24 protein-coding genes, 1 tRNA gene, 4 pseudogenes and 1 riboswitch are annotated in these 19853 nt (G+C 43.1%); of the genes and pseudogenes, 21 read left to right on the top strand and 8 right to left on the bottom strand.

The features are described 5' to 3' along the window. Nucleotides 1–95 precede the first annotated feature (95 nt). The 14 genes from fabI (at nt 96) to NXM86_RS13900 (ending at nt 6760) form a co-directional block, all read left to right on the top strand. Nucleotides 96–872, top strand: coding sequence for an enoyl-ACP reductase FabI (fabI, locus tag NXM86_RS13965; protein WP_012749465.1), 777 nt, complete (start codon nt 96–98; stop codon nt 870–872). 195 nt (nt 873–1067) lie between these two features. Then, on the top strand, nt 1068–1493 hold the full coding sequence (locus tag NXM86_RS13960; RefSeq protein WP_012749466.1) for a CotO family spore coat protein: 426 nt from the start codon (nt 1068–1070) through the stop codon (nt 1491–1493). Continuing rightward, a complete protein-coding gene (locus NXM86_RS13955) occupies nt 1480–1827 on the top strand; it encodes a DUF1360 domain-containing protein (protein ID WP_498958172.1) in 348 nt (115 codons plus the stop codon). Before NXM86_RS13960 ends, NXM86_RS13955 begins: the two co-directional genes overlap by 14 nt. A 228-nt stretch (nt 1828–2055) precedes the next feature. Beyond that, entirely contained in the window at nt 2056–2178 is a 123-nt protein-coding gene (locus NXM86_RS13950; RefSeq protein WP_012749468.1) for a hypothetical protein, read from the top strand. Between the two features lie 81 nt (nt 2179–2259). Beyond that, nucleotides 2260–2478: a hypothetical protein gene (locus NXM86_RS13945; protein ID WP_012749469.1), complete on the top strand. Its 219-nt coding sequence runs from the start codon at nt 2260–2262 to the stop codon at nt 2476–2478. Between the two features lie 32 nt (nt 2479–2510). After that, the gene (locus NXM86_RS13940) at nt 2511–2714 is read left to right on the top strand and encodes a phage holin family protein (RefSeq protein ID WP_205423994.1); all 204 of its coding nucleotides are present in this window, start codon (nt 2511–2513) and stop codon (nt 2712–2714) included. Nucleotides 2715–2848: 134 nt separating this feature from the next. Then, on the top strand, nt 2849–3055 hold the full coding sequence (locus NXM86_RS13935) for a DUF1657 domain-containing protein (protein ID WP_012749471.1): 207 nt from the start codon (nt 2849–2851) through the stop codon (nt 3053–3055). Nucleotides 3056–3162: 107 nt separating this feature from the next. Next, nucleotides 3163–3630: a YhcN/YlaJ family sporulation lipoprotein gene (locus tag NXM86_RS13930; RefSeq protein WP_309217645.1), complete on the top strand. Its 468-nt coding sequence runs from the start codon at nt 3163–3165 to the stop codon at nt 3628–3630. An 11-nt stretch (nt 3631–3641) separates the two neighbouring features. Then, nucleotides 3642–4121: a stage V sporulation protein AC gene (gene spoVAC, locus NXM86_RS13925; RefSeq protein ID WP_062679097.1), complete on the top strand. Its 480-nt coding sequence runs from the start codon at nt 3642–3644 to the stop codon at nt 4119–4121. Beyond that, nucleotides 4121–5137 carry a stage V sporulation protein AD gene (gene spoVAD, locus NXM86_RS13920; protein WP_062679096.1) on the top strand — a complete coding sequence of 339 codons (1017 nt, stop codon included), beginning with the start codon at nt 4121–4123 and terminating at the stop codon, nt 5135–5137. Before spoVAC ends, spoVAD begins: the two co-directional genes overlap by 1 nt. Continuing rightward, a complete protein-coding gene (gene spoVAE / locus NXM86_RS13915) occupies nt 5134–5490 on the top strand; it encodes a stage V sporulation protein AE (protein ID WP_089096963.1) in 357 nt (118 codons plus the stop codon). The genes spoVAD and spoVAE overlap by 4 nt, the downstream gene beginning before the upstream one ends. Before the next feature lie 12 nt (nt 5491–5502). Further along, nucleotides 5503–5709: a DUF1657 domain-containing protein gene (locus NXM86_RS13910; RefSeq protein WP_012749476.1), complete on the top strand. Its 207-nt coding sequence runs from the start codon at nt 5503–5505 to the stop codon at nt 5707–5709. A 12-nt stretch (nt 5710–5721) separates the two neighbouring features. Further along, nucleotides 5722–6582 (top strand): DUF421 domain-containing protein, encoded by an 861-nt coding sequence (locus NXM86_RS13905; protein ID WP_012749477.1) that lies wholly within the window; start codon nt 5722–5724, stop codon nt 6580–6582. A gap of 16 nt (nt 6583–6598) precedes the next feature. Further along, nucleotides 6599–6760, top strand: a complete 162-nt coding sequence (locus NXM86_RS13900) for a hypothetical protein (RefSeq protein WP_012749478.1) — start codon at nt 6599–6601, stop codon at nt 6758–6760. Between the two features lie 148 nt (nt 6761–6908). Here the strand turns inward: NXM86_RS13900 and NXM86_RS13895 are convergent, their stop codons facing one another. Beyond that, on the bottom strand, nt 6909–7229 hold the full coding sequence (locus NXM86_RS13895) for a thioredoxin family protein (protein WP_062753718.1): 321 nt from the start codon (nt 7227–7229) through the stop codon (nt 6909–6911). Between the two features lie 132 nt (nt 7230–7361). Between NXM86_RS13895 and NXM86_RS13890 the strand changes: the two genes are divergently transcribed. The 3 genes from NXM86_RS13890 to spoVIF all read left to right on the top strand — a co-directional run bounded on the left by NXM86_RS13890 (nt 7362) and on the right by spoVIF (nt 8204). Then, nucleotides 7362–7601 carry a hypothetical protein gene (locus NXM86_RS13890; protein WP_012749480.1) on the top strand — a complete coding sequence of 80 codons (240 nt, stop codon included), beginning with the start codon at nt 7362–7364 and terminating at the stop codon, nt 7599–7601. Nucleotides 7602–7677: 76 nt separating this feature from the next. Then, nucleotides 7678–7827 (top strand): YjcZ family sporulation protein, encoded by a 150-nt coding sequence (locus NXM86_RS13885; RefSeq protein WP_012749481.1) that lies wholly within the window; start codon nt 7678–7680, stop codon nt 7825–7827. Nucleotides 7828–7946: 119 nt separating this feature from the next. Further along, the gene (gene spoVIF, locus NXM86_RS13880; protein ID WP_012749482.1) at nt 7947–8204 is read left to right on the top strand and encodes a sporulation-specific transcription regulator SpoVIF; all 258 of its coding nucleotides are present in this window, start codon (nt 7947–7949) and stop codon (nt 8202–8204) included. 437 nt (nt 8205–8641) lie between these two features. Here the strand turns inward: spoVIF and NXM86_RS13875 are convergent, their stop codons facing one another. The 3 genes from NXM86_RS13875 to NXM86_RS13865 are packed head-to-tail and all read right to left on the bottom strand — an operon-like array spanning nt 8642 to nt 10367. Continuing rightward, nucleotides 8642–9073, bottom strand: coding sequence for a GNAT family N-acetyltransferase (locus tag NXM86_RS13875; RefSeq protein ID WP_012749483.1), 432 nt, complete (start codon nt 9071–9073; stop codon nt 8642–8644). A gap of 1 nt (nt 9074) precedes the next feature. Further along, on the bottom strand, nt 9075–9611 hold the full coding sequence (locus NXM86_RS13870; protein WP_498959044.1) for a YjcG family protein: 537 nt from the start codon (nt 9609–9611) through the stop codon (nt 9075–9077). A 48-nt stretch (nt 9612–9659) separates the two neighbouring features. After that, entirely contained in the window at nt 9660–10367 is a 708-nt protein-coding gene (locus NXM86_RS13865) for a GTNG_0744 family esterase (RefSeq protein ID WP_498958169.1), read from the bottom strand. A 250-nt stretch (nt 10368–10617) separates the two neighbouring features. Next, a riboswitch (SAM riboswitch) is annotated at nt 10618–10731 on the top strand. A gap of 76 nt (nt 10732–10807) precedes the next feature. Between NXM86_RS13865 and NXM86_RS13860 the strand changes: the two are divergent. The 3 genes and pseudogenes from NXM86_RS13860 (at nt 10808) to NXM86_RS13850 (ending at nt 13465) form a co-directional block, all read left to right on the top strand. Further along, a pseudogene (locus tag NXM86_RS13860) lies at nt 10808–11910 on the top strand (methionine biosynthesis PLP-dependent protein). A 4-nt stretch (nt 11911–11914) separates the two neighbouring features. Continuing rightward, nucleotides 11915–13099, top strand: a complete 1185-nt coding sequence (gene metC, locus NXM86_RS13855) for a cystathionine beta-lyase (RefSeq protein ID WP_081189628.1) — start codon at nt 11915–11917, stop codon at nt 13097–13099. 293 nt (nt 13100–13392) lie between these two features. Then, nucleotides 13393–13465 (top strand) — tRNA-Val (locus NXM86_RS13850). A 120-nt stretch (nt 13466–13585) separates the two neighbouring features. Here NXM86_RS13850 and NXM86_RS13845 read toward each other — a convergent pair. Then, nucleotides 13586–14700 (bottom strand): annotated as a pseudogene (locus NXM86_RS13845) (site-specific integrase). 492 nt (nt 14701–15192) lie between these two features. On the opposite strand from NXM86_RS13845, the gene NXM86_RS13840 reads away from it, so the two are divergent. Next, nucleotides 15193–16083, top strand: a complete 891-nt coding sequence (locus tag NXM86_RS13840) for an ISNCY family transposase (protein ID WP_011886641.1) — start codon at nt 15193–15195, stop codon at nt 16081–16083. A gap of 953 nt (nt 16084–17036) precedes the next feature. Here NXM86_RS13840 and NXM86_RS13835 read toward each other — a convergent pair. The 3 genes and pseudogenes from NXM86_RS13835 to NXM86_RS13825 form a co-directional block, all read right to left on the bottom strand. Beyond that, nucleotides 17037–17725 (bottom strand): annotated as a pseudogene (locus NXM86_RS13835) (ExeA family protein). A 103-nt stretch (nt 17726–17828) separates the two neighbouring features. Then, nucleotides 17829–19081: pseudogene (locus NXM86_RS13830) on the bottom strand (IS481 family transposase). 140 nt (nt 19082–19221) lie between these two features. Continuing rightward, on the bottom strand, nt 19222–19779 hold the full coding sequence (locus tag NXM86_RS13825; RefSeq protein WP_498958168.1) for a DUF6431 domain-containing protein: 558 nt from the start codon (nt 19777–19779) through the stop codon (nt 19222–19224). Nucleotides 19780–19853: the final 74 nt, after the last annotated feature.

Below are 19853 nucleotides of genomic sequence, written 5' to 3'. Positions count from 1 at the left end.
GACTCATTTACTTTCTGTGAGACTTATCATATAATAAAATTAACACTAGGTACTAATAACAAATATTAATTTTAATGGATATAGGAGGATGACGGATGAATTTATCGTTAAAAGGACGTACATATGTGGTTATGGGAGTGGCGAATAAACGCAGTATTGCATGGGGAATTGCGCGGTCTTTGCACGCAGCGGGGGCTCGTCTTGTGTTTACATACGCTGGGGAACGTTTTGAAAAAGAGGTTCGCTCTCTTGTTGATACGCTGGAGGATGAAAACTCTCTTCTTTTGCCATGTGATGTGACAAAAGATGAAGAAATTACCCAATGCTTCCAACAAATTAAGGAGCAAGTTGGCGTCATTCATGGGGTTGCCCACTGTATTGCATATGCAAACAAAGAAGATTTAAGCGGAGAATATATGAATGTAAGCCGCGAAGGATTTTTGCTTGCCCATAACATCAGCGCTTATTCATTAACCGCTGTTGCTAGGGAAGCGAAAGAGTTGATGACCGAAGGTGGAAGCATCGTCACATTAACATACCTTGGCGGTGAACGTGTGGTACAAAATTATAACATTATGGGTGTGGCAAAAGCATCGCTTGATGCAAGTGTAAAATATTTAGCAAACGATTTAGGAAAATACGGCATCCGTGTCAATGCCATTTCAGCAGGACCGATTCGGACGTTATCGGCAAAAGGGGTTAGCGACTTCAACTCGATTTTAAAACAAATCGAAGAACGCGCTCCGCTTCGTCGCACAACGACGCAAGAAGAAGTTGGCGATGCGGCACTATTTTTATTTAGCGATTTGTCACGCGGCATTACGGGGGAAATTATCCACGTCGATTCTGGGTACCATATTTTAGGGTATTAAAATGAAAAATTAGAGCCGGATTATCGATCATTCCCATCCAGCAATGGTGATAGCGATCAAAAAAACGTTATATAAATCGGATTAGCTGTTCCTAGAAAAGGAGCAGCTTGTTTTTTTTTGGGTAACTTCTTGGCAATTCTTATGATAAACAGCATACATATATAAGGCAACAGTTGAAAAAGGAGGGGACTATCGATGAAACGGCGGGATATGGTGGAAAATGAGCCGCTTCTTTATATCGTGCAGCCGAAGCTGGAGCGTGTGGTTTCTTACATGCAGAAAACGTTTAAAAGCAAAAAGGATGTCGAGAAAAAAACGGAGCATGAGAACGAATGGGGACATGAAGAAATTGTCCAAGAGCAAGAAAAGCAGTTTCAACAAATGTCGCTAGAGGAACAGCTGTCCTTTTTAGGCAATCTCCCAGAGCATCTTGCCAATATAAAATGCAAGCTCGTTAGTACGGACGGAGAAAGAGAAGGAATCATCCGTGAATATGATAAAACGGAAATTATCATGGATACTGCTTTCGGAGAGGTTGCGATTCCAAGAAAGGAGGTCGTTTCCCTTACGTTAATTGGTTTTTCTGAGAAGGGAGAAGAAGAACATCGTGACCGCTACTGAACTTTTTCTTTTTATTTTAGGGACATTTCGGTTAACGAGATTGATCATGTTTGATTCGATTACTGCTTTTTTACGGAAGCCGTTTCATGAAATTGTGGAAGAAACATTACCAGATGGAACGGTACAATCATTTTTGCATATTAAAGGAAGCGGTCTGCGCCATTGGATCGGGGAACTGCTGAGCTGCTATTGGTGTACAGGAATTTGGTGTGCTGCTATTCTTTATATCGGCAACATATTCTGTCCTATTATATTTCATCCACTTCTCATGATATTGGCGATTGCTGGGGGCGCCTCTTTCATCGAATGGGCAGTGGAAAAATGGGATTCATAAAAACGAGCGGGGGAAAGAAAGGTCTCCCGCTCGTTTTCTTGTATCTATGATAAAGTATCGATTAATACACGCAAAGCAAGAAATCATTGCAACATCATGGAATGTTTACGGGATTTTCGACAACAGTTTTTTGGCCAATGCCAATTATATCCTGATGAAAAAGGAGAAACACATTTTTTCCGCACCACATAAACTAATAATACACTACACAGCTTGGAGGTTATAGCGATGAAAAAAGGAATTCAACCACAGCAAATTAAGGCAAAACGAGTGTATTCTTCCAAAAAGACGGCTGCGAAGCGGGCAGGAGGATGTGGCTGCGGCAGAACAATAAAAAGAAATAATGGATAAACTGTGAAAAATGCCTATACCTTCATCTGCCTAGTTGCATAGTCTAACAATGCAACAAGTCGACAGGAAGGAGGAATGGGGATGTCTGGTCGTAAAAAATCTCGTGTTATCCATGTCGATAAGCTAATTATTCATGCTGACGATGTGATAATAGTTCCAAAAGGACGCATTCGCGATCCGTGGTTATTTCCGCATCGCGAAGATGTAGAAGCAATTGAAGATGTTCATGAAGAATCACCGCGTGATGATCATAAGCATGATGATCATGAAGAGGAAAGAAGACCTTTTTCCTGGATTTAAGCATTTGGTGAAAATGGATGGGGGAAGCGTAAGTGGAACGCTTTAAAAACTATGGTCTTTGGCTTGCCATCGGTTCTTTTATCTTTTTGGCGCTGCAAACATTTGGCGTCGATATCGATTTAGGGAAGTACGAGCGTCTGTATGAAGCATTTTTAAGCATTCTCGTCATCGCAGGGATTATTAACAACCCATCTCTTGGCCGCGGTTTTTCTGACAAAGTGAAGGAAGAAAAATAAGTATAAAGAAAAGGCTGTCCGGTTCTATGGACAGCCTAATTTTTTGTAAAAAATGACAATTATATTTTTCTGCAAAAAAATCCATTCTAACAATTGTAATCGATACTACCACAAATATTAGGGAGGGAATAAACATGACTGTTGCAACTCAAGTAAAACAAACATTAGCAGGTTTAAAATCAGCTCAAGCAAGTTTCGAAACATTTGCATTACAAACGGAAAACCAAGCAGCAAAACAACTTTATCAACAAGCAGCGCAACAAACACAAGCGATCGTTGATTTAGTCAACTCTCGCGTGCAAGAAATTCAAAACGAAGAGCCACAATATAAACAACAATAACACATGCTATTTTGCAGCGAGATCGAGTTTCCAAAGATGTTGAAAAAAGGTTGGTTATATACCAACCTTTTTTCGAACGAAATACATAAATGGATGGGTTGATGAGAATGAGAAAATGGTTGATGATGACGATTGTTATCGGCATATTAATGGGCGGCTGTGCGAATGAAAACAAAGTAAAGCAACAGTCGATGCAAGGATCTGATTTCATGGAAATAAATACAAATGGAGCGCAACAGGCTGCCATCAATCAGCAAGCGGCAGAACAAGCAGTTGCGCATCTTAAGGAAAGAGATGATATAAAAGATGTCGTTGCTGTAAACACAAGCAATAAACTGCTCGTTGCTTATCAAATAAAGCATATGCATCGATTTTATCGCAAACAAATCGAAAAAGAAATTGATCGTCAGTTAATACGTTTATTTCCAAATTATCAAATTGTTTCATCGAGTGATTTAAAAATTTTTTGGAAAACAGAAGAGCTGCGTGGCAAATTAGGAAATAAAAAATGGAATGAACGGAAAGTGGATCAACAAATAGAAAAGATCAAACAATTAAGCGAAGAGCTCACGTAAGGGGTGGCACCATGGCAAACGAGAAACGAAAAAAACTTACTCCCGTACAACAAGAATATCATTTATTTGAGAAAGAACGAGAAACGAAACGCCCTGTCTTGAAAAACTGTGTTCGCGCTTTCCTTATTGGCGGGCTAATTTGTACCATTGGGCAAGCGATATCGTATCTTTACATGTACTTTTTTGATTTTACGGAGCAAACGGTGGGAAATCCGACCGTAGCAACGATGGTATTTATTTCGATGATTTTAACCGGACTTGGAGTGTATGACCGGATTGCGCAATTTGCTGGGGCTGGCAGCGCTGTTCCTGTTACAGGCTTTGGGAATGCCGTTATTTCGGCAGCGATTGAGCATCGGACGGAAGGATTTGTGCTTGGGGTCGGCTCGAACATGTTTAAGCTGGCAGGGTCGGTTATTTTATTTGGTACGTTTTCCGCCTTTGTCGTTGCATTAGTGAAAACGATCGCAACGAAATGGGGTGGTTTATAATGCTAAAAGGGCATCGGACATGGGTATTTGAAAACAAACCGACTATTTTGTCAACGGCGGCTGTTGGAGGGCCGTTCGAAGCAAACGGCCGCATCGCCGACGATTTCGATCTGCTTCATGAAGATTTGTGGCTCGGTGAGGAATCGTATGAAAAGGCGCACAAAGTGCTGCTGGAAGAAGCGATGTTCAAAGCGATGGAAAAAGCGGGAATAGAAAAAGAGAAAGTGCAGTTTCTAATTGCCGGAGATCTTATTAACCAGATGACCCCGACTAGTTTTGCGGCAAGAACGATTGGCGCTCCATACTTAGGGGTGTTTGGCGCCTGCTCTACTTCGATGGAAGGATTGGCGTTAAGTGCTTTTATTGTGAATTACGGTGGGGCAGACTATATATTGACAGGTGCGTCAAGTCATAATGCGGCGGTAGAGAAGCAATTCCGTTATCCAACGGAATACGGTGGGCAAAAGCCGCCAACCGCCCAATGGACAGTCACCGGGGCAGGTGTAGCGCTTATCAGCTCTCACGGCGATGGACCGCGTGTTACATCAGCGACGATCGGCCGGGTCATTGATATGGGATTGAGCGATCCGTTCAATATGGGTGGAGCGATGGCACCTGCGGCAGTAGATACGATCGAAGCACATTTGCGCGATATGCAAATTGATGCCTCTTACTATGACTTGATCGTCACCGGGGATTTAGGAAAGATCGGACATGAAATATCGTTCGATTTATTGCGTCAACACGGAGTGAATGTAGAGGAAGATCGCTATCAAGACTGTGGATTGATTATTTACCGAGAAGGTCAGCCCGTATTAGCGGGAGCGAGCGGTGCTGGTTGTTCTGCCACTGTCGTATACGGGCATTTGTTAAACCGAATGAAACGAGGAGAGCTGAAAAGAATTCTCGTCGTTGCAACCGGCGCCCTTCTATCGCCGCTTTCGTTCCAGCAAAACGAAACGATTCCTTGCATTGCTCACGCGGTGGCGATTGAGTATGGAGGTGATGAATCATGATGTCGATGTTTTTTTGGGCGTTTGTTGTCGGTGGGCTTATTTGTGTTATTGGACAAATTTTGATGGATGTGTTCAAACTGACTCCTGCCCATACGTTGACATCGCTGGTTGTCGTTGGCGCCATTTTAGATGGTTTCGGTTTATATGAGCCGCTCATTGATTTTGCTGGCGCTGGTGCAACAATTCCGATTACCAGTTTTGGGAATTCGCTAGTTCATGGGGCGCTTCAAGAGGCGGACAGACATGGCATTATTGGAGTGCTGACGGGAATGTTTGAAGTCACAAGTTCTGGTATTTCGGCAGCAATTGTATTTGGATTTATCGGTGCACTATTATTCCGACCAAAAGGATAAGGAGGAAAAGCGATGACCGTTGCCTCGCAAGTAAAACAAAGTCTAGCGAGCTTAAAGAGCATTCATGCCGGACTGCAAGGGCTTGCTCTCATTTCACAAGATGAAGAGGCGCAGAGAACGTTCCATGAGGCGATGATGATGACAGAGGAAATTATTGCAGATATAAAAAAGCGTATCGGCAAGCTGGAATTGGAGGAGCCTCAATATCATGGAAAGTAAGGAGCATGATCGATGCCAGTATGGTTAGAAGTAGCAATTCGTTCGGTTTTTATTATAATTGGGTTGTTTATCATTACACGGATATTAGGAAAAAAACAATTAGCAAAACTTTCGTTTTTTGAGTATATCGTCGGCATTACCATTGGCGACATTGCGGGAACAATGTCAATGGATTTAAGTATTAGTCTGGAGGAAGGAATTACAAGTATTTTAATTTGGGCGTTATTCCCGGTAGCTACTTCCCGTCTTTCACTGCGAAATAAAAAATTCCGCAACTTCGTTGAAGGCAATTCGACGGTCTTTATTAAAAACGGCAAAGTGTTAGAAGATAATTTAAAACGGGAAAAATATACCGTCGATGAATTGCTCGAGCAGCTTCGCAAAAAAGATGTGTTTCGTGTGGCAGATGTGGAATTTGCGGTGCTTGAGCCGAACGGCGAGTTAAACGTGTTATTGAAACGGGAAAAACAGCCGTTAACCGTTGGGGACGTATTTCCAAACCCTCCGTCAGAAAAGGAGCCGCAAACAGTAATTATGGACGGCATGATTTTAGATGAGCCGCTTGCGACGATGGGGCTGAACCGCGGCTGGCTAAAACAGGAATTGGATAAACAAGGGGTGGCGATCGAGAATGTGTTTTTAGGCCAAGTAGACTCTTACGGTCAGCTGACGCTCGATTTGTATGACGATAAAATCCAAATTCCTGAGCCGCAAGAGAAAAAGCTGCTGCTAGCAGCGATCAAAAAAGTGCAGGCAGACTTTGAATTATTCGCTTTGCAAACAGAGTCAAAGGAAGCAAAAGAACTATATAAGACAAACGCTGAAAAAATGCAGAAACTATTGCAAAAAGTGGAGCCATTTTTACGAAACTAAAGGAGGCATATACTAAATGGAAAAAAAACGTATTCGGACGACAGACGAAGAAATTAAACTGGAATTAAAGAAAAACAGCCGTGCAAGCACCACCGATGAAGAAATATCGATTGAATTTATGTACAACGAAAACAATGTCACCCATCAGCCGAAAGATTATGAAGATATTGAGTATTAACAGACGTATTGGAAAGCAAAATTTTTCTAAGACGGCCATCGGCAATTAAAAAGCGTTTCTGTTCTTTGAACAAAAGCGCAAAATGCAAAGTAGGAAAAAGCCGCTAGGGAATATTCACCCGACAAGCGGCTTTTTTGCTTGCAAAAATTTATACGGTTAATGACTGCAAGAATTCTTTTACTTCTTCTGGTGTTTTCGCATTGGCGCTATGGAGATGAGCAATTTTTTCCCCATTTCGGAAGACGAGCAAACTTGGAATGCCCATCACTTGGTACTTTTCAGCAAGCTCTGGAAAATCGTCGCGATTAATTTCGAACCAATCGTATTGCGAATATTCGTTAACGATATCATCGATAAACATGTTCATTCTTGTGCAATCTGGGCACCATGTTGTATAAAACTTTACAATTACCGGTTTTTCCCCCGAAATGACCTCTTGGAATTGTTCTGTCGTTTGGAGCTCTTTCAATAGAATTTCCCCCTTGAATGAAGTAGTGTCCGCTTATACTTTATCACATTTTTGTGGAAAAAAAGAATTTATATGCTTTGGCACATTGTCCCCTAAATTGCATAAACAAATGGTAAGGAAGGAGGGGATAGGATGAGCCGCGAGTTGGAAAAAGCGCTGGAAACGTGGGCGAATTCTAAAAAAGAGGGACATGAGCAGTTTATTAAGTTGTTTGAACAGTGGGGAAGAGACTTCGATAAAAAAATACAGGAAATCGAGAAGCTAAATAATCAATTTTTAAAAGGCGTCCAAGGAAACTTGGATTATATGAACAAGTGGTTTTCGAAAAAAGAAAACCAGTTTTCGAAGCTGTTTCGGATATTTGGGGAATAGATTTCCATATACGCCTATACCAGTTGCAAGCATGATGAATACGATAAAGTAACAAAGCGTAAGGAGGTGCACCATTATGGGCTTTGGATGCTGCGGTTTCGGAGGATACGGAGGCTTCGGCTATGGAGGCTTTGGCTATGGCGGTTTCGGCCATGGCAGTAGCTTTGTGTTGATTGTTGTGTTGTTCATTTTGTTAATTATTGTCGGTGCTGCGTTTGTATACTAATGTCATGTAATGGGTGCGGGCTGTTCTATTCGACGGGCAGCTCGTACTTTTTCTTTCTGATGTATGCACTTATTGGTTTTCAATTCATACGATATAAGAGGAAAAGGAGGATTTGGTAAATGGATAATCAGTTTTTTAAAAATATCGAAAAGAAAACAGGTGTAAATATGAAAGACGTATTCGAATTAGCCAATTCTTTGCAAAATGCCAATTTTAAAGACGAAAAAACAGTGCGTCACGTCATCAAACGCGTCGCGCAAATCGCCAATCGGAAAGTGCCAAAAGAGCTAGAAGACCAAATCGTCAAAACGATCATTCAAAACGGAAAACAGCTTGATTTTAGTACGATTGCTAACATGTTGAATAACAAAAAGTAAGCAAAAGGGAGTCTTCGGAATCGAAGCTCCCTTTTGTTCTTTATATTCCTTAGGAAAAAATGAATATTGGCAACTAAAGCGAATCAATTACAAAAAGACGGTCTTGAAAATCTATAATATAAATAGTAAACAAAGGAAATAAAATATGCGCAAAGGAATAGACGTTACAATGATTGCTTTCATTCCGAATGAAGCGTGCTGTTGTAGGGCATGGACAATATACAGAAGATATAAAGAAACTAGTGCAGCAAAATATGATATGGCGTGAAAATGATTGACTAAGTCACGAACGGCTTATGTATGAATTGGAAATGAAATTGTATTTTCTCTTGGCTGTTATACGTACAGCATAACCGCTTATGTAACAACAGTGTACGCAACTATTCTTTATGGATTGCAGAAAATGAGCAGAGACCGTACCATCGTTTGATACGGTCTTAAAGCGATTTTACCATCGTTACATGAGGGATTCCAGCATCCATAAACACATCGGAAACGGTTTGATATCCAAGTTTTTGATAAAATGGCTCCGCATGTGTTTGCGCGTTCAGTTTTACTTTTGGGACACCTTGTTTTTTTGCAAACTGCTCAATCGCTTCCATAATCAGCTTTCCTGCCCCACTGCCGCGATATTGCGGCAAAACGCAAATTCGTTCGATCTTGCCTAGACCGTTATCGATCGTGCGAAACCTGCCGGCACCAATCGGTTTTTCCCCATCGTACAAAACAAAATGCATCGCTTCTTGCTCAAATTCATCAATTTCTTCTTCTTCCGGAACATGCTGCTCTTCGATAAATACGATTCGTCGAACAAGCAAGGCATCGTTGTATAAAGATGTATCATTTTTTGTTCCGATTGCTACGTTCATATTACTCTTGTTCCTTTCCTCCAACAAGAAATGTTTCATATACTGTCCATGAGCCGTTTTCCAGTTGGTATAGAAGGTGGAAGCGGTCAACCGTTTCTTCAAAATGAACTTTTTGCATCCGTAATTGTCCGTATACATCAGCATATTCAGCGTTTGGCAAATCACGGCCGATGGTAATATGAGGGACAAATACGTATTCTGACTTATCAGCAAGGATTCCGCTGTGAAGCCGCTCATGGAGACGCTCGAGTGTTTCGTTCGGTTCCACTTTTAAATAAATAACATTGCTTGTTGGATAAAATGAGCTAAACTTTGTTACTTTTAACGGAATGACATCTGTTTCAGCGGCGATTTTGCGCAGTTCCTTCACAATTTCTTTAATTTTCTGGTCGTCAGCTTCGAAAGGCTCTTTTAAGGTTAAATGCGGCGGAATGAGGGCGTAATGGCTGTCGTAACGCTTTCTATAGGAATTGGCAAAATCTTGTATTCGCTTCGAAGGAAATAAAGCAATACCATATTCATAAAAACCCCTCCTTATGATAAGTAGTACTTAATTATAACAAAATTCCGAAGAGCATAGTAGTGTTTACAAAGAAAGGATATGCGCGATTGCACGCGGAACATCAGGCTGCCAATATGTCCATGCATGACCGCCATCAAATTCGTTGTATTCATACAAAAATCCTTTTTGAATAAACGCTTCACGCGCCTTTCGATTTGGAGTGATAAAATCGCGCACATTTCCGTCCGTCGTTTTCACTGCTGTTTCGTTTGTGCCCACCGAATGGTAAATTTGCAATAATGATGGTTCTGTAAATTGTAAAATTTGTTCGATGATTCCTTCATCGATATATGGCGACTGCATCGCAATTTTTCCAAATGTATGCGGATACAATAATCCTGCCATTAGTGATACAGTGCCGCCAAGGGAATCGCCGATGAGCGCGCGTCCTTTTCCGATTTGGTACGTAGGAAACGTTTGATCTAAAAACGGAACGAGCTCATGTGCTAAAAAACGCAAATAACGGCTGTTTTTCTTTCCGTTTGGATGATATTTCTCATAGCGGTCCTTAACATCGCGATATGGAATTCCGATGACAATGGTGCGGTCAATCTCGCCGTTTTCCATCAGTTGTTCAATAACGCTTTTTATTTTCCCGTACATAAAATAATCTTTCCCATCCTGAGCGATAAGAAGAGAATACTTATGAAGCAGGGAAAACGAACTTGGCAAATAGGCAAGCAGCGTTATTTCCTCATCCATCTCATCGCTATAAATAGTGTAATCATGCATTGTCCCTTTTGTAATGCCATGATGGATCCTCCAACAAAAACAGATTCACCTGTTATTGTACCATATTTTTGTAAAAACATGTTAACAAACACAGCAGATTATGATGAATATTTACATAAAAAAGCGCCGGAGTTTTTCCAACGTATAAAAACAACGTGTCAATTTGAAAAATTTAAAAAATTTCTTGCAAACTTACGATAAATGAGGTACATTTTTTAGTAATCAGAAAAAATGAATAGTGAAGGATGCATTCTTATCAAGAGAAGTGGAGGGAACTGGCCCTATGAAGCTTCAGCAACCAGCCAAACGTTTGGCCAGGTGCTAAATCCAGCGAATTGAATTTTTTCAATTCGGCAGATAAGAAGAAGCACTGATCGACGTATGGAAAAGTCTTCTTCTTAGAAGACTTTTTTTATTTTATAGAAGAGGGAGAGATACAGATGGAGAAAATGGAAACGTTATTGGCGCAAATCGGAAACCGCAGTGACACGGTCACAGGAACGGTCAATCCGCCCGTCTATTTTTCGACCGCGTACCGTCATGAAGGAATCGGGAAGTCTACCGGATTTGACTACATTCGTACCGGCAATCCGACTCGGAAAATCGTCGAGGAAGCGATCGCAAAGCTAGAAGGAGGAGACCAAGGCTACGCGTTCAGCTCGGGCATGGCGGCCATTCAGACGGTTCTTGCGTTATTTGAAAGCGGGGATGAATTTCTCGTTTCCTCCGATTTATATGGAGGTACATATCGTTTATTTGAACGCGGCTGGCGAAAATACGGCTTGTCTTTTCATTATGTAGATTTTCGCGACATACGATTAGTAGAGAACTACATCACTGAAAAAACAAAAGCGATTTTTTAGAAACACCGACGAACCCGTTAATGCAGGAAACGGACATTACTGAAGTGGCAAAATTTGCGAAAAAACATGGACTGCTTCTCATTGTCGACAACACGTTTTACACACCAGTTTTTCAGCGTCCGATCGAGCAAGGAGCCGATATCGTCATCCATAGTGCGACAAAATATTTAGGCGGCCATAACGATGTGTTGGCAGGTCTCGTCGTTGCGAAGGGGGAGGAACTTTGCAAGCGGCTTGCGGAATATCAGAACGCAATTGGCGCTGTGCTTTCACCGTTTGATTCATGGCTGCTTATTCGCGGCATGAAGACGCTGGCGCTTCGGATGCGGCAGCACGAAGAAAACGCGAAGCGAATCAGTGAATTTTTAGCGGCGCATGAAGATATTACTGATGTATTATACCCGGGAAGAGGCGGCATGTTATCGTTTCGTTTGCGCGAAGAAAAATGGGTCAACCGCTTTTTGCAAAGTTTACGATTAATTACATTCGCCGAAAGTTTAGGAGGAGTCGAAAGTTTTATTACGTATCCAGCAACGCAAACCCATGCCGATATTCCAGAAGAAATCCGCATCGCCAACGGTGTCTGTAACCGGCTGCTTCGTTTCTCTGTCGGCATCGAGCATGTCGAAGATTTAATTTCTGACTTATCGAAAGCGTTAAAAAGTATGAAAGAGGTGTAGGGAGATGGAACAACACATATCTTTTCAAACGAAACTGCTCCATAATAAATGGAAAATGGATCCTCAAACGGGAGCGGTCAGTGTGCCGATTCAGCACGCTTCCACGTTCCATCAATTTGATTTTGATACATTCGGCAAATATGATTATAGCCGCTCAGGCAATCCGACGCGCGAAGCGTTGGAAGAGACGATTGCGGCGTTAGAAGGCGGGGTGCGCGGTTTCGCCTTCTCATCCGGAATGGCGGCGATTTCCACCGCTTTTCTCCTCTTGTCCAAAGGCGATCATGTGCTTGTGACGGAAGACGTTTACGGCGGTACGTACCGAATGATTACCGAGGTATTGAGCCGCTTTGGTATTGAATATACGTTCGTTGATATGACCGATTTGCATGAAGTAGCTTCCCATATTCGCCCGAATACAAAAGTCATTTACGTTGAAACCCCATCGAATCCGCTTTTAAAAGTGACCGATATTCGCGGGATTGTGAAGCTTGCAAAGGCAAATGGCTGTTTAACGTTTTTAGATAATACGTTTATGACTCCCGCTCTGCAGCGTCCGCTCGATCTTGGTGTCGATGTCGTCCTTCATAGCGCGACGAAATTTTTATCGGGGCATAGCGACGTTGTTGCCGGGCTTGCCGTTGTCAAAGACGAGGAACTTGCCAAACAGCTGTACAAATTGCAAAACTCTTTCGGAGCGGTGCTCGGCGTCCAAGACGCATGGCTTGTGTTGCGCGGATTAAAGACGCTGCACGTCCGCCTCGAACAATCGTCGCAATCCGCGCTTGCCATCGCCCGTTATTTAGCAAACCATCCAAAAGTGGAAGAAGTGTATTATCCAGGGCTTACGTATCATCCGGGCCATGCGATTCAGCGCTACCAAGCATCAGGCTTTGGCGCGGTATTATCGTTCCGCCTTGCCGATGAAGAAGCGGTCCGGACGTTTGTAAAGCATGTTCGCATCCCTGTATTTGCCGTCAGCTTAGGAGCAGTCGAATCGATTTTATCGTATCCTGCCAAAATGTCGCATGCGGCGATGCCGAAAGAAGAACGGGAGCGGCGCGGCATCACGGACGGCTTGCTGCGTCTTAGTGTTGGCCTTGAAGCCGCTGACGATCTAATTGCCGATTTCGAGCAAGCACTGTCATATGTCAAAGAAACATCATCATCCACTGTTTCAGCACGATAAAATAAAAAGGTATGCGCCAAAAGAAGCTGCCTCGCGCATACCTTTTCGTTTATTCATTAAACGAAATAAATGTCTCCGATGATATGTGATCAAACAAAGGAATAAATATAGAAGTGCTAAATAACATAATGATGTATTGAAAGCGGGGATTTACGATCGTTCTTGCCCTATTGCCTGTACGAGACAATGCCGTACAGCGATTGACACCCAATCGCTAGATGAAAATTTTTTAAAAAAGTATTTGACAAAGATCAGGCTTATCCATATAATAATAGATGTGTTCAACAGAATATGATTCCGTAGCTCAGCTGGGAGAGCGCCACCTTGACAGGGTGGAGGTCGCTGGTTCGAGCCCAGTCGGAATCACTAAAGTGAGAGGCTTGAAATCCTTGCGTATCAAGGGTTTCAAGCTTTTTGCTTTTTATAGCAGGGCACTCAAAATGGTGTCCAAATTATATTTGGTGCCATTTTGGTGCCGAAGCATTTTTAGTTTGATTTTGATAACAGGGCATCGATTTGATTAGCCGCTTCCTCTTGCATATTAGGCAATACATGAGAATAAATGTCTAGTGTTGTTTTAATATTGCTATGACCTAGACGTTCGGATATTACCTTTGCGTGTACACCCTGTGCAAGGAGCATCGTAGCGTGAGTGTGGCGCAGGTCATGGAAGCGGTTTTTTGGAACACCCGCTGCTTTAATCAACCTTTCGAAAGTTCTTTTCAAATTCTCAGGATTTACAGGTGTGCCTTTTGACGTGCAAATGACAAGGTCATAATCTACATAATCAGGTCCGCATTTTAATTTTTCTTTAGCCACTCTAGCTTTATGTTTCTTCAAAACAGCAATTGTTTCATTAGAGAGTTTAATGCTTCGGACGCTTGAATCAGTTTTAGCACCGCTCAAAAATTTCTTTCCATCTTTGCTTAGAGTTTGACGAACGTATAATATGCCTTTATCAAGGTCAACATCTTTCCAGCGCAATCCCAATATTTCGCCCCGCCGCATTCCAGTCGTGATCGCTAAATGAAAAGCGGGATATAGTCGATCTCGGCTAGCTACTTTAAGGAAAGCTTTAATTTCATCTATATCCCATACAGTCATCTCTTTCTTTTTATCCTTTGGTAGCTGGATCTTTTTTGCGGGGTTAGAAGGTAACAGCTCCATGTTCACAGCATAATCAAGCGAGCCTTTTATGATATTGTAAATTTTTTTGATCGTTGAACTCGCGAGCCCTTCTTCTTTCAAGTCATTCACATAATTTTGCAACAACATTGGAGTTAGCTGTGACAGTTGAACATGTCCTAATACTGGAATGATTCTATTGTTCATGTAGTTTTCATAAACTTGCGCTGTTTGGATGTTAATACTGTTTTTTTCACTTTAAACCATTCACAAAGATGGTCCTTAAAATAAATGCTAGAAGGCTCGAAATACGTTCCTTTAAATACTTCTGCCTCAATCAGAGCGAGTGCTTTTTCAGCATCTTTCTTCGTCTTAAATCCCCGCTGCTTTTTACGCTTTCTCTTACCAGTGAGCGGATCAATTCCTAATTCAGCCACAAAGTACCAACTTGAACCTTCTTTTTTTACATAACCCATAGAAGACATCCCCTTTTAAACAGATGTCCTCTAAAGGCAACATGACAAGCTTTCTTAACCATAATGTAGCAAATAAAATGCTTACAAACAACTGTAAACATCCATAAAACCCCCACATTTCAAAATTCGAGCTCAATAGCCATATACGCCTGCGGGGGGAGTCAGTTAAGAGGAAACAAAACTAAAATTATGTACATTTCAAAACAACTTAATCGTTATGAAATAAATGCGCTTCATTCATATAAATGACGATAACAATAAACTATCTTCTAAATTTTATTGATTTAGGTATCCCTCTCCCTTTCTTTATGACTTTTAATCCTTTCTTTTCTTATACTTATTCATTTACTTATTCATTGTTTTGAACCCACTTTAAAATTAGAACGTGTTGCAAAACGCATAACGAATGCATAAATGCACATAAAAAATCCACCACCTTGGAAATCATATACAGTGACCAAAAAAACAACTCTCCAAGGGGTGGACACTATTATGATTTCCAATTGGAACAGCGAACATGCATGGACTTATGAAATTGACCCAATTTTAGAAGCATTATTTCGGTATATCGACTCGCTATCATTGCCGGAAACACCGTATGTGACAGGAAGACCGCCGGTGTCGAAAAAATCGTTGTTGAAATGTTTCTTTTTGAAAACCTATTTTTCCATTGATTCCTTGCGAAAATTAGTGCGCATCCTGCAGCGTTTTCGCTGTTTTCAACGGGCCTGTGGGCTTGGTGAAGTCCCTCACCTTTCTACGTTTTCCCGTGCGGCGAAGTGGTTCCGGGAACAAGGATTTCCTGTTTTTCATGCACAGCTGCTCAAAGATCTAGAAGTACGTTATCCGCAAATCGTGCTGATCGACAGCACGGCCCTTCGAAGCAGTCTTTACGATTCACAGGCGAAGTGGGGAGTGTCCACCCGATATCACTGGTTTAAAGGATATAAACTCCATCTCTGCACCACCGCCGAGGGAATCATTTTATCTCATGTGTTGACCACAGCGAATCGAAATGATGCGGCAGTAGCACCAGAATTGCTTGTTTCTTTAAAGCAGTGGGATATCGAATTTGTATTGGGCGATGCCGCGTATGACAGTGAAAAGGTTCGTCAAACAGCAGAGCAGTCAGGAATCCTATTCATTTCCCCTATCAACCGCCGCAATAGCGAGGAACGAAAAGATGCCTATGGCCGGGTTCTTCCTGTCTTTTTGAAAACGAGATTTGGCCAATGGCTGTTTGGACTTCGTCGTGAGATTGAACGAGTATTTAATGAGTTAAAGAGTGACGGGTTGGAACAGCCAAGATGGTATGGATTTCATCGATATGTACTGCATGTGTTATGTTGCATCCTTATGCATAACTTCGAGTTTTTACTCTAGTTTTGCAACACCATCCTACCGATAAATCACTTCAATACAGTTGTATTGGATAGTAGCCTAGGCAGAGAGGATCTACTTCGTTTAGTTGTATTATCGGGCGCAACAAGGTATCGGGACTTAATATCTGTCGGTGGGAATGCTTTCTCAATAAATATATAACTTGGTAAACATGAAAGGGAATGAGACATTCACAGAATATTTAATTGAATCTGAAGCTTTTTACTAAGAGGGGAATAGTGTCTCAGGATAAAATTCCAACACAATTATTCGTGGAGTATAAAGATTTTCGGGAATATGTGAAGAAATTACGAAAATCCCAGGCTGAACATAAAAGGCTCTCGCTTTAAATAATACTGTTTTCTAAAAATTTTATTTGATTTATTTTTAACATTGTTAATCCTGTACTACCGACATTTAGTAATATATAATATGGTATGTACCGAGTTTACTTGGCGGTAGGGTGGATTACTTTTTTGTTTTATCAATTAAAGTAATTACAAGGGTACACCGAAAAAGGGCTATCTCATCAGTTTTATGAGATAACCCTTTTTCAATTGGACACATTTCATAAATATAGACAAATGAAGCTTTCGACAATTATTAATATGGTTGGAACATCGTACTTATTCCGTATTATCAGAGTTACTTATAACCGTTCATAACAGCTATTATGAGTTGTCGTAATTTTATAAATATTGGTTACCTAGGAGAATAATGATATTCTTCAAAAGGTATTTAAACCATACTGTAAATTAGCACATTATTTCAGAATCCCTTTTTCAAATTATTTCAGGCGGATTCGGAAATAATGTGCAAAATTTTTGCGGATTGTTCCGGATTTTGCACATTCTTTCGGAACGTTTGCACGCTCTTTCAGATGAAGATTTCCAGCGCGCCTGATGGACCTATGGAAAAGAGAAAGCACAAAAGAGGCCGATTCGGCCCCTTTCGTGCTAATACCCCATTTCCTCTGCGGCCATGCGCACCATTTCTTCGTCAATGGCGTCCTTTTTCAGCTGATACCCGTATAACAGGCACGTCGTGGCCAACGTGTTGATCACCCGAGGCCATCCCCGCGACTGCAGGGCAATCGCCTCTAACGCTGATGGGGTGAAGATCGGATGCTTCGCCCCGGCCTGTTTCATCCGATGTTCGATGTAGCCCGCCACCTCTTCCTTCTCCAGCGGCCCCATCCGGTATCGCATGATGATCCGCTGGTCGAGAGGGCGGTGCTGATTGAGCCGCAGCTTCCCCTGTAAATGGGGCAGCCCGGCCAAAATCAAGACAAATGGGTTGGTCGAATCCATCTCAAAGTTGAACAAGATCGCGATGTCCTGTAAAAATGCATCCTTCGCTAAATGCATCTCGTCCAAAATGAACATCGGCGTGATCCGCCGTTCATGATACAATCGCTCGATCGCCTGCTGGATTTGGCGGAAGAGGTCTACCTTGCGGTACTTCGGTTCTCTCCTAATCTCAAGGCCAAACCACGGTAAAAATCCATCACGCCTCCGGTGGATAACGGAAAGTAGACGACATGATACAATGATGGATTCAATGACTCTTTCAGCGCCCGAAGGGCGAACGTCTTGCCCGCCCCTGGCTCTCCGATTAACAGCCCGATCCCCCGGGTTCGTTTCACGTACTCCAGCGCCCGCAACGCTTCCTGAAACGGCGCCCCTTGATACGCCTCGGACGGGTCTGTTTCTTTCGCAAACGGCTCCCGCGAAAGGGAGTAAAACGATTTATACACCGTGTTCTCCCTCCTTCGCCGGAATCGCCGCAAACGGGGACCGATGGCGTTTTACATAGGCGTTGTCCTCCAAACGAACCCGAACGGCCTCCGCCACCTTCCTTCCATCTTCGTACACATAGACGCCCCGTTCGTCATAGCGGAGTTCAATCGATTGCCCAATGAACCGGGGCGGCACTTCATACAGCTGCTTGTTCAAGGTGATCGTTCCATCGGCTTTGACCTTGCGGTGCTCCCGCTTCAGAAAAATCGCATCCAGCCAATCGCCATCTTCGATGAACGACACGAGATGCACTTGCGATTGAAACACCTCATGCGGCGTTTTTCCGTCCAGCGAGCGGTGCGGTTTTCGATGATACTCCTCTTCAAGCCACCTCCAAAAACGCTCGTTCAGCTCTTCGAGCGACTTCGGGGATCCAACTCCAGCAGCGGATAAAACCGCGTCTGTACGGTGCGGAAGAACCGTTCGATTTTCCCTTTGCTTTGCGGGTCATACGGCTGGGTGTGGATGAGCGTAATTCCCATCTCGGCGCACGCATACTGCAGCACCTCGGATCGATAAATTTTCCCGTTGTCCGAGTAAATGCGCTTCGGCTTCCCGCAACGAAGCACCGCTTCCTTCGTGACGATCCGCAGCCCGTCAAACTTCTCCGAAGGGAAAAACTGCGCGTACGGCACAAACCGCGAGCAGTCATCGATATAGGCGATCAAAAACGTTTTCTGGGCTTTCCCATTGACTCGAATCGTTGGTCCATGGGATAAGTCCCCTTGCCAAAGCTCATTGATCTGGTCATACGCAAAGCGCTTTCGCTCCGGCATGGGCAAGATTTCTTTCCCGACAAGGTTGTGTTTTTTCAACAATCGGTATATAGTAAAGTAAGAGATATGGTTTTCTGGGATTTCCCCCTGCTCGATCAGGTGTTCGTAGAACACCGTCACGGGCATGGTGGGATGTTCTTTTCTTAGGGCTAAAATATGATCCTCATCATCGGGCGACAGACGCCTTGAGTGGCCGCGGTCCGAACGGCGCTTCGGCTTTAAGGCGTCAAAGCCCCCTTTTTTGTATCGGGTGCACCAATCGAGGATCGTCTTGGCTGCGATTCGTTTGTCGCCCTGGTGGGGAACATGGTGCATTCGCTCGCTCACCTCTTTCAGATACGCCTTCGGTTCCACCTGCCCATTCACCAACGGAGCGATTAGCCCGTACCGAAACAGGGCAATGTCGTGTCTCATCGACTCATCCATTCGAATCTCCTCCTTGTCTCACTTGGAATCAGGACCGTTCCGGTCCGTCTGCCCTTATCGTACCGGATCGCTTTTTCTCCGTCGATAGGAAAGGTTTGTGGGAACCTCAACCATTTCCAATTTAGGATATGTATGTAAAATCAGGATCCCATTTGATTCGCAAAAGGGTGTCGGAATCCGTCCTTCCACATGTCTCTGATGACCGAATAGAGACCGTGTTTCTCCAACGTCCGGATCCACCAGGAAGCCCGTTCCTTTTCTTTTTTCACGATAGGGCCTATGATCCTCCACCGCCTCGCAAAAAAGCTGTGAAGGTTTGATAGGTTTCGGCAGAACCGCCGGACATAAAAGATGATGCCGTCCTTTGTCGGGAGAAACGGAGCCCGGTTCGTCCCCTCGGTCAATTCCAACTGCTCTTTCACGACTTGCCATATGGCGGACAACGTATACTGAAAATACGGGAGGAGAAAGGAAGGCAGCACACTCACCGTCTTCAAGCATTCCCGACAGCGATACCGGACAATCCAAATGCGATAATCACCATGTGGGGTCAATGCGTTTCGCTCATAGTAACCGTGGCGGTGTAACGGGCGCTTGGCCCGGCAATGCGGACACTGTGTCAGAAGAGGGAAGTCGTTTTCTTTTCCACGCTCTGCATACGTTTGGACGTCAATGCCAAAGTCATGAAATTGAATCACGTCCTCCTCCCCATAGCCATCAAGTTAAGAATTTGATCTTTTTTCAGCGCCAAAAACATGGTATCCTTTCTAAC

It is taken from the genome of Geobacillus sp. CX412, from assembly GCF_027942335.1.
GTDB lineage: Bacteria > Bacillota > Bacilli > Bacillales > Anoxybacillaceae > Parageobacillus_B > Parageobacillus_B toebii.
This window is presented reverse-complemented; position numbering and strand designations above follow the sequence as displayed.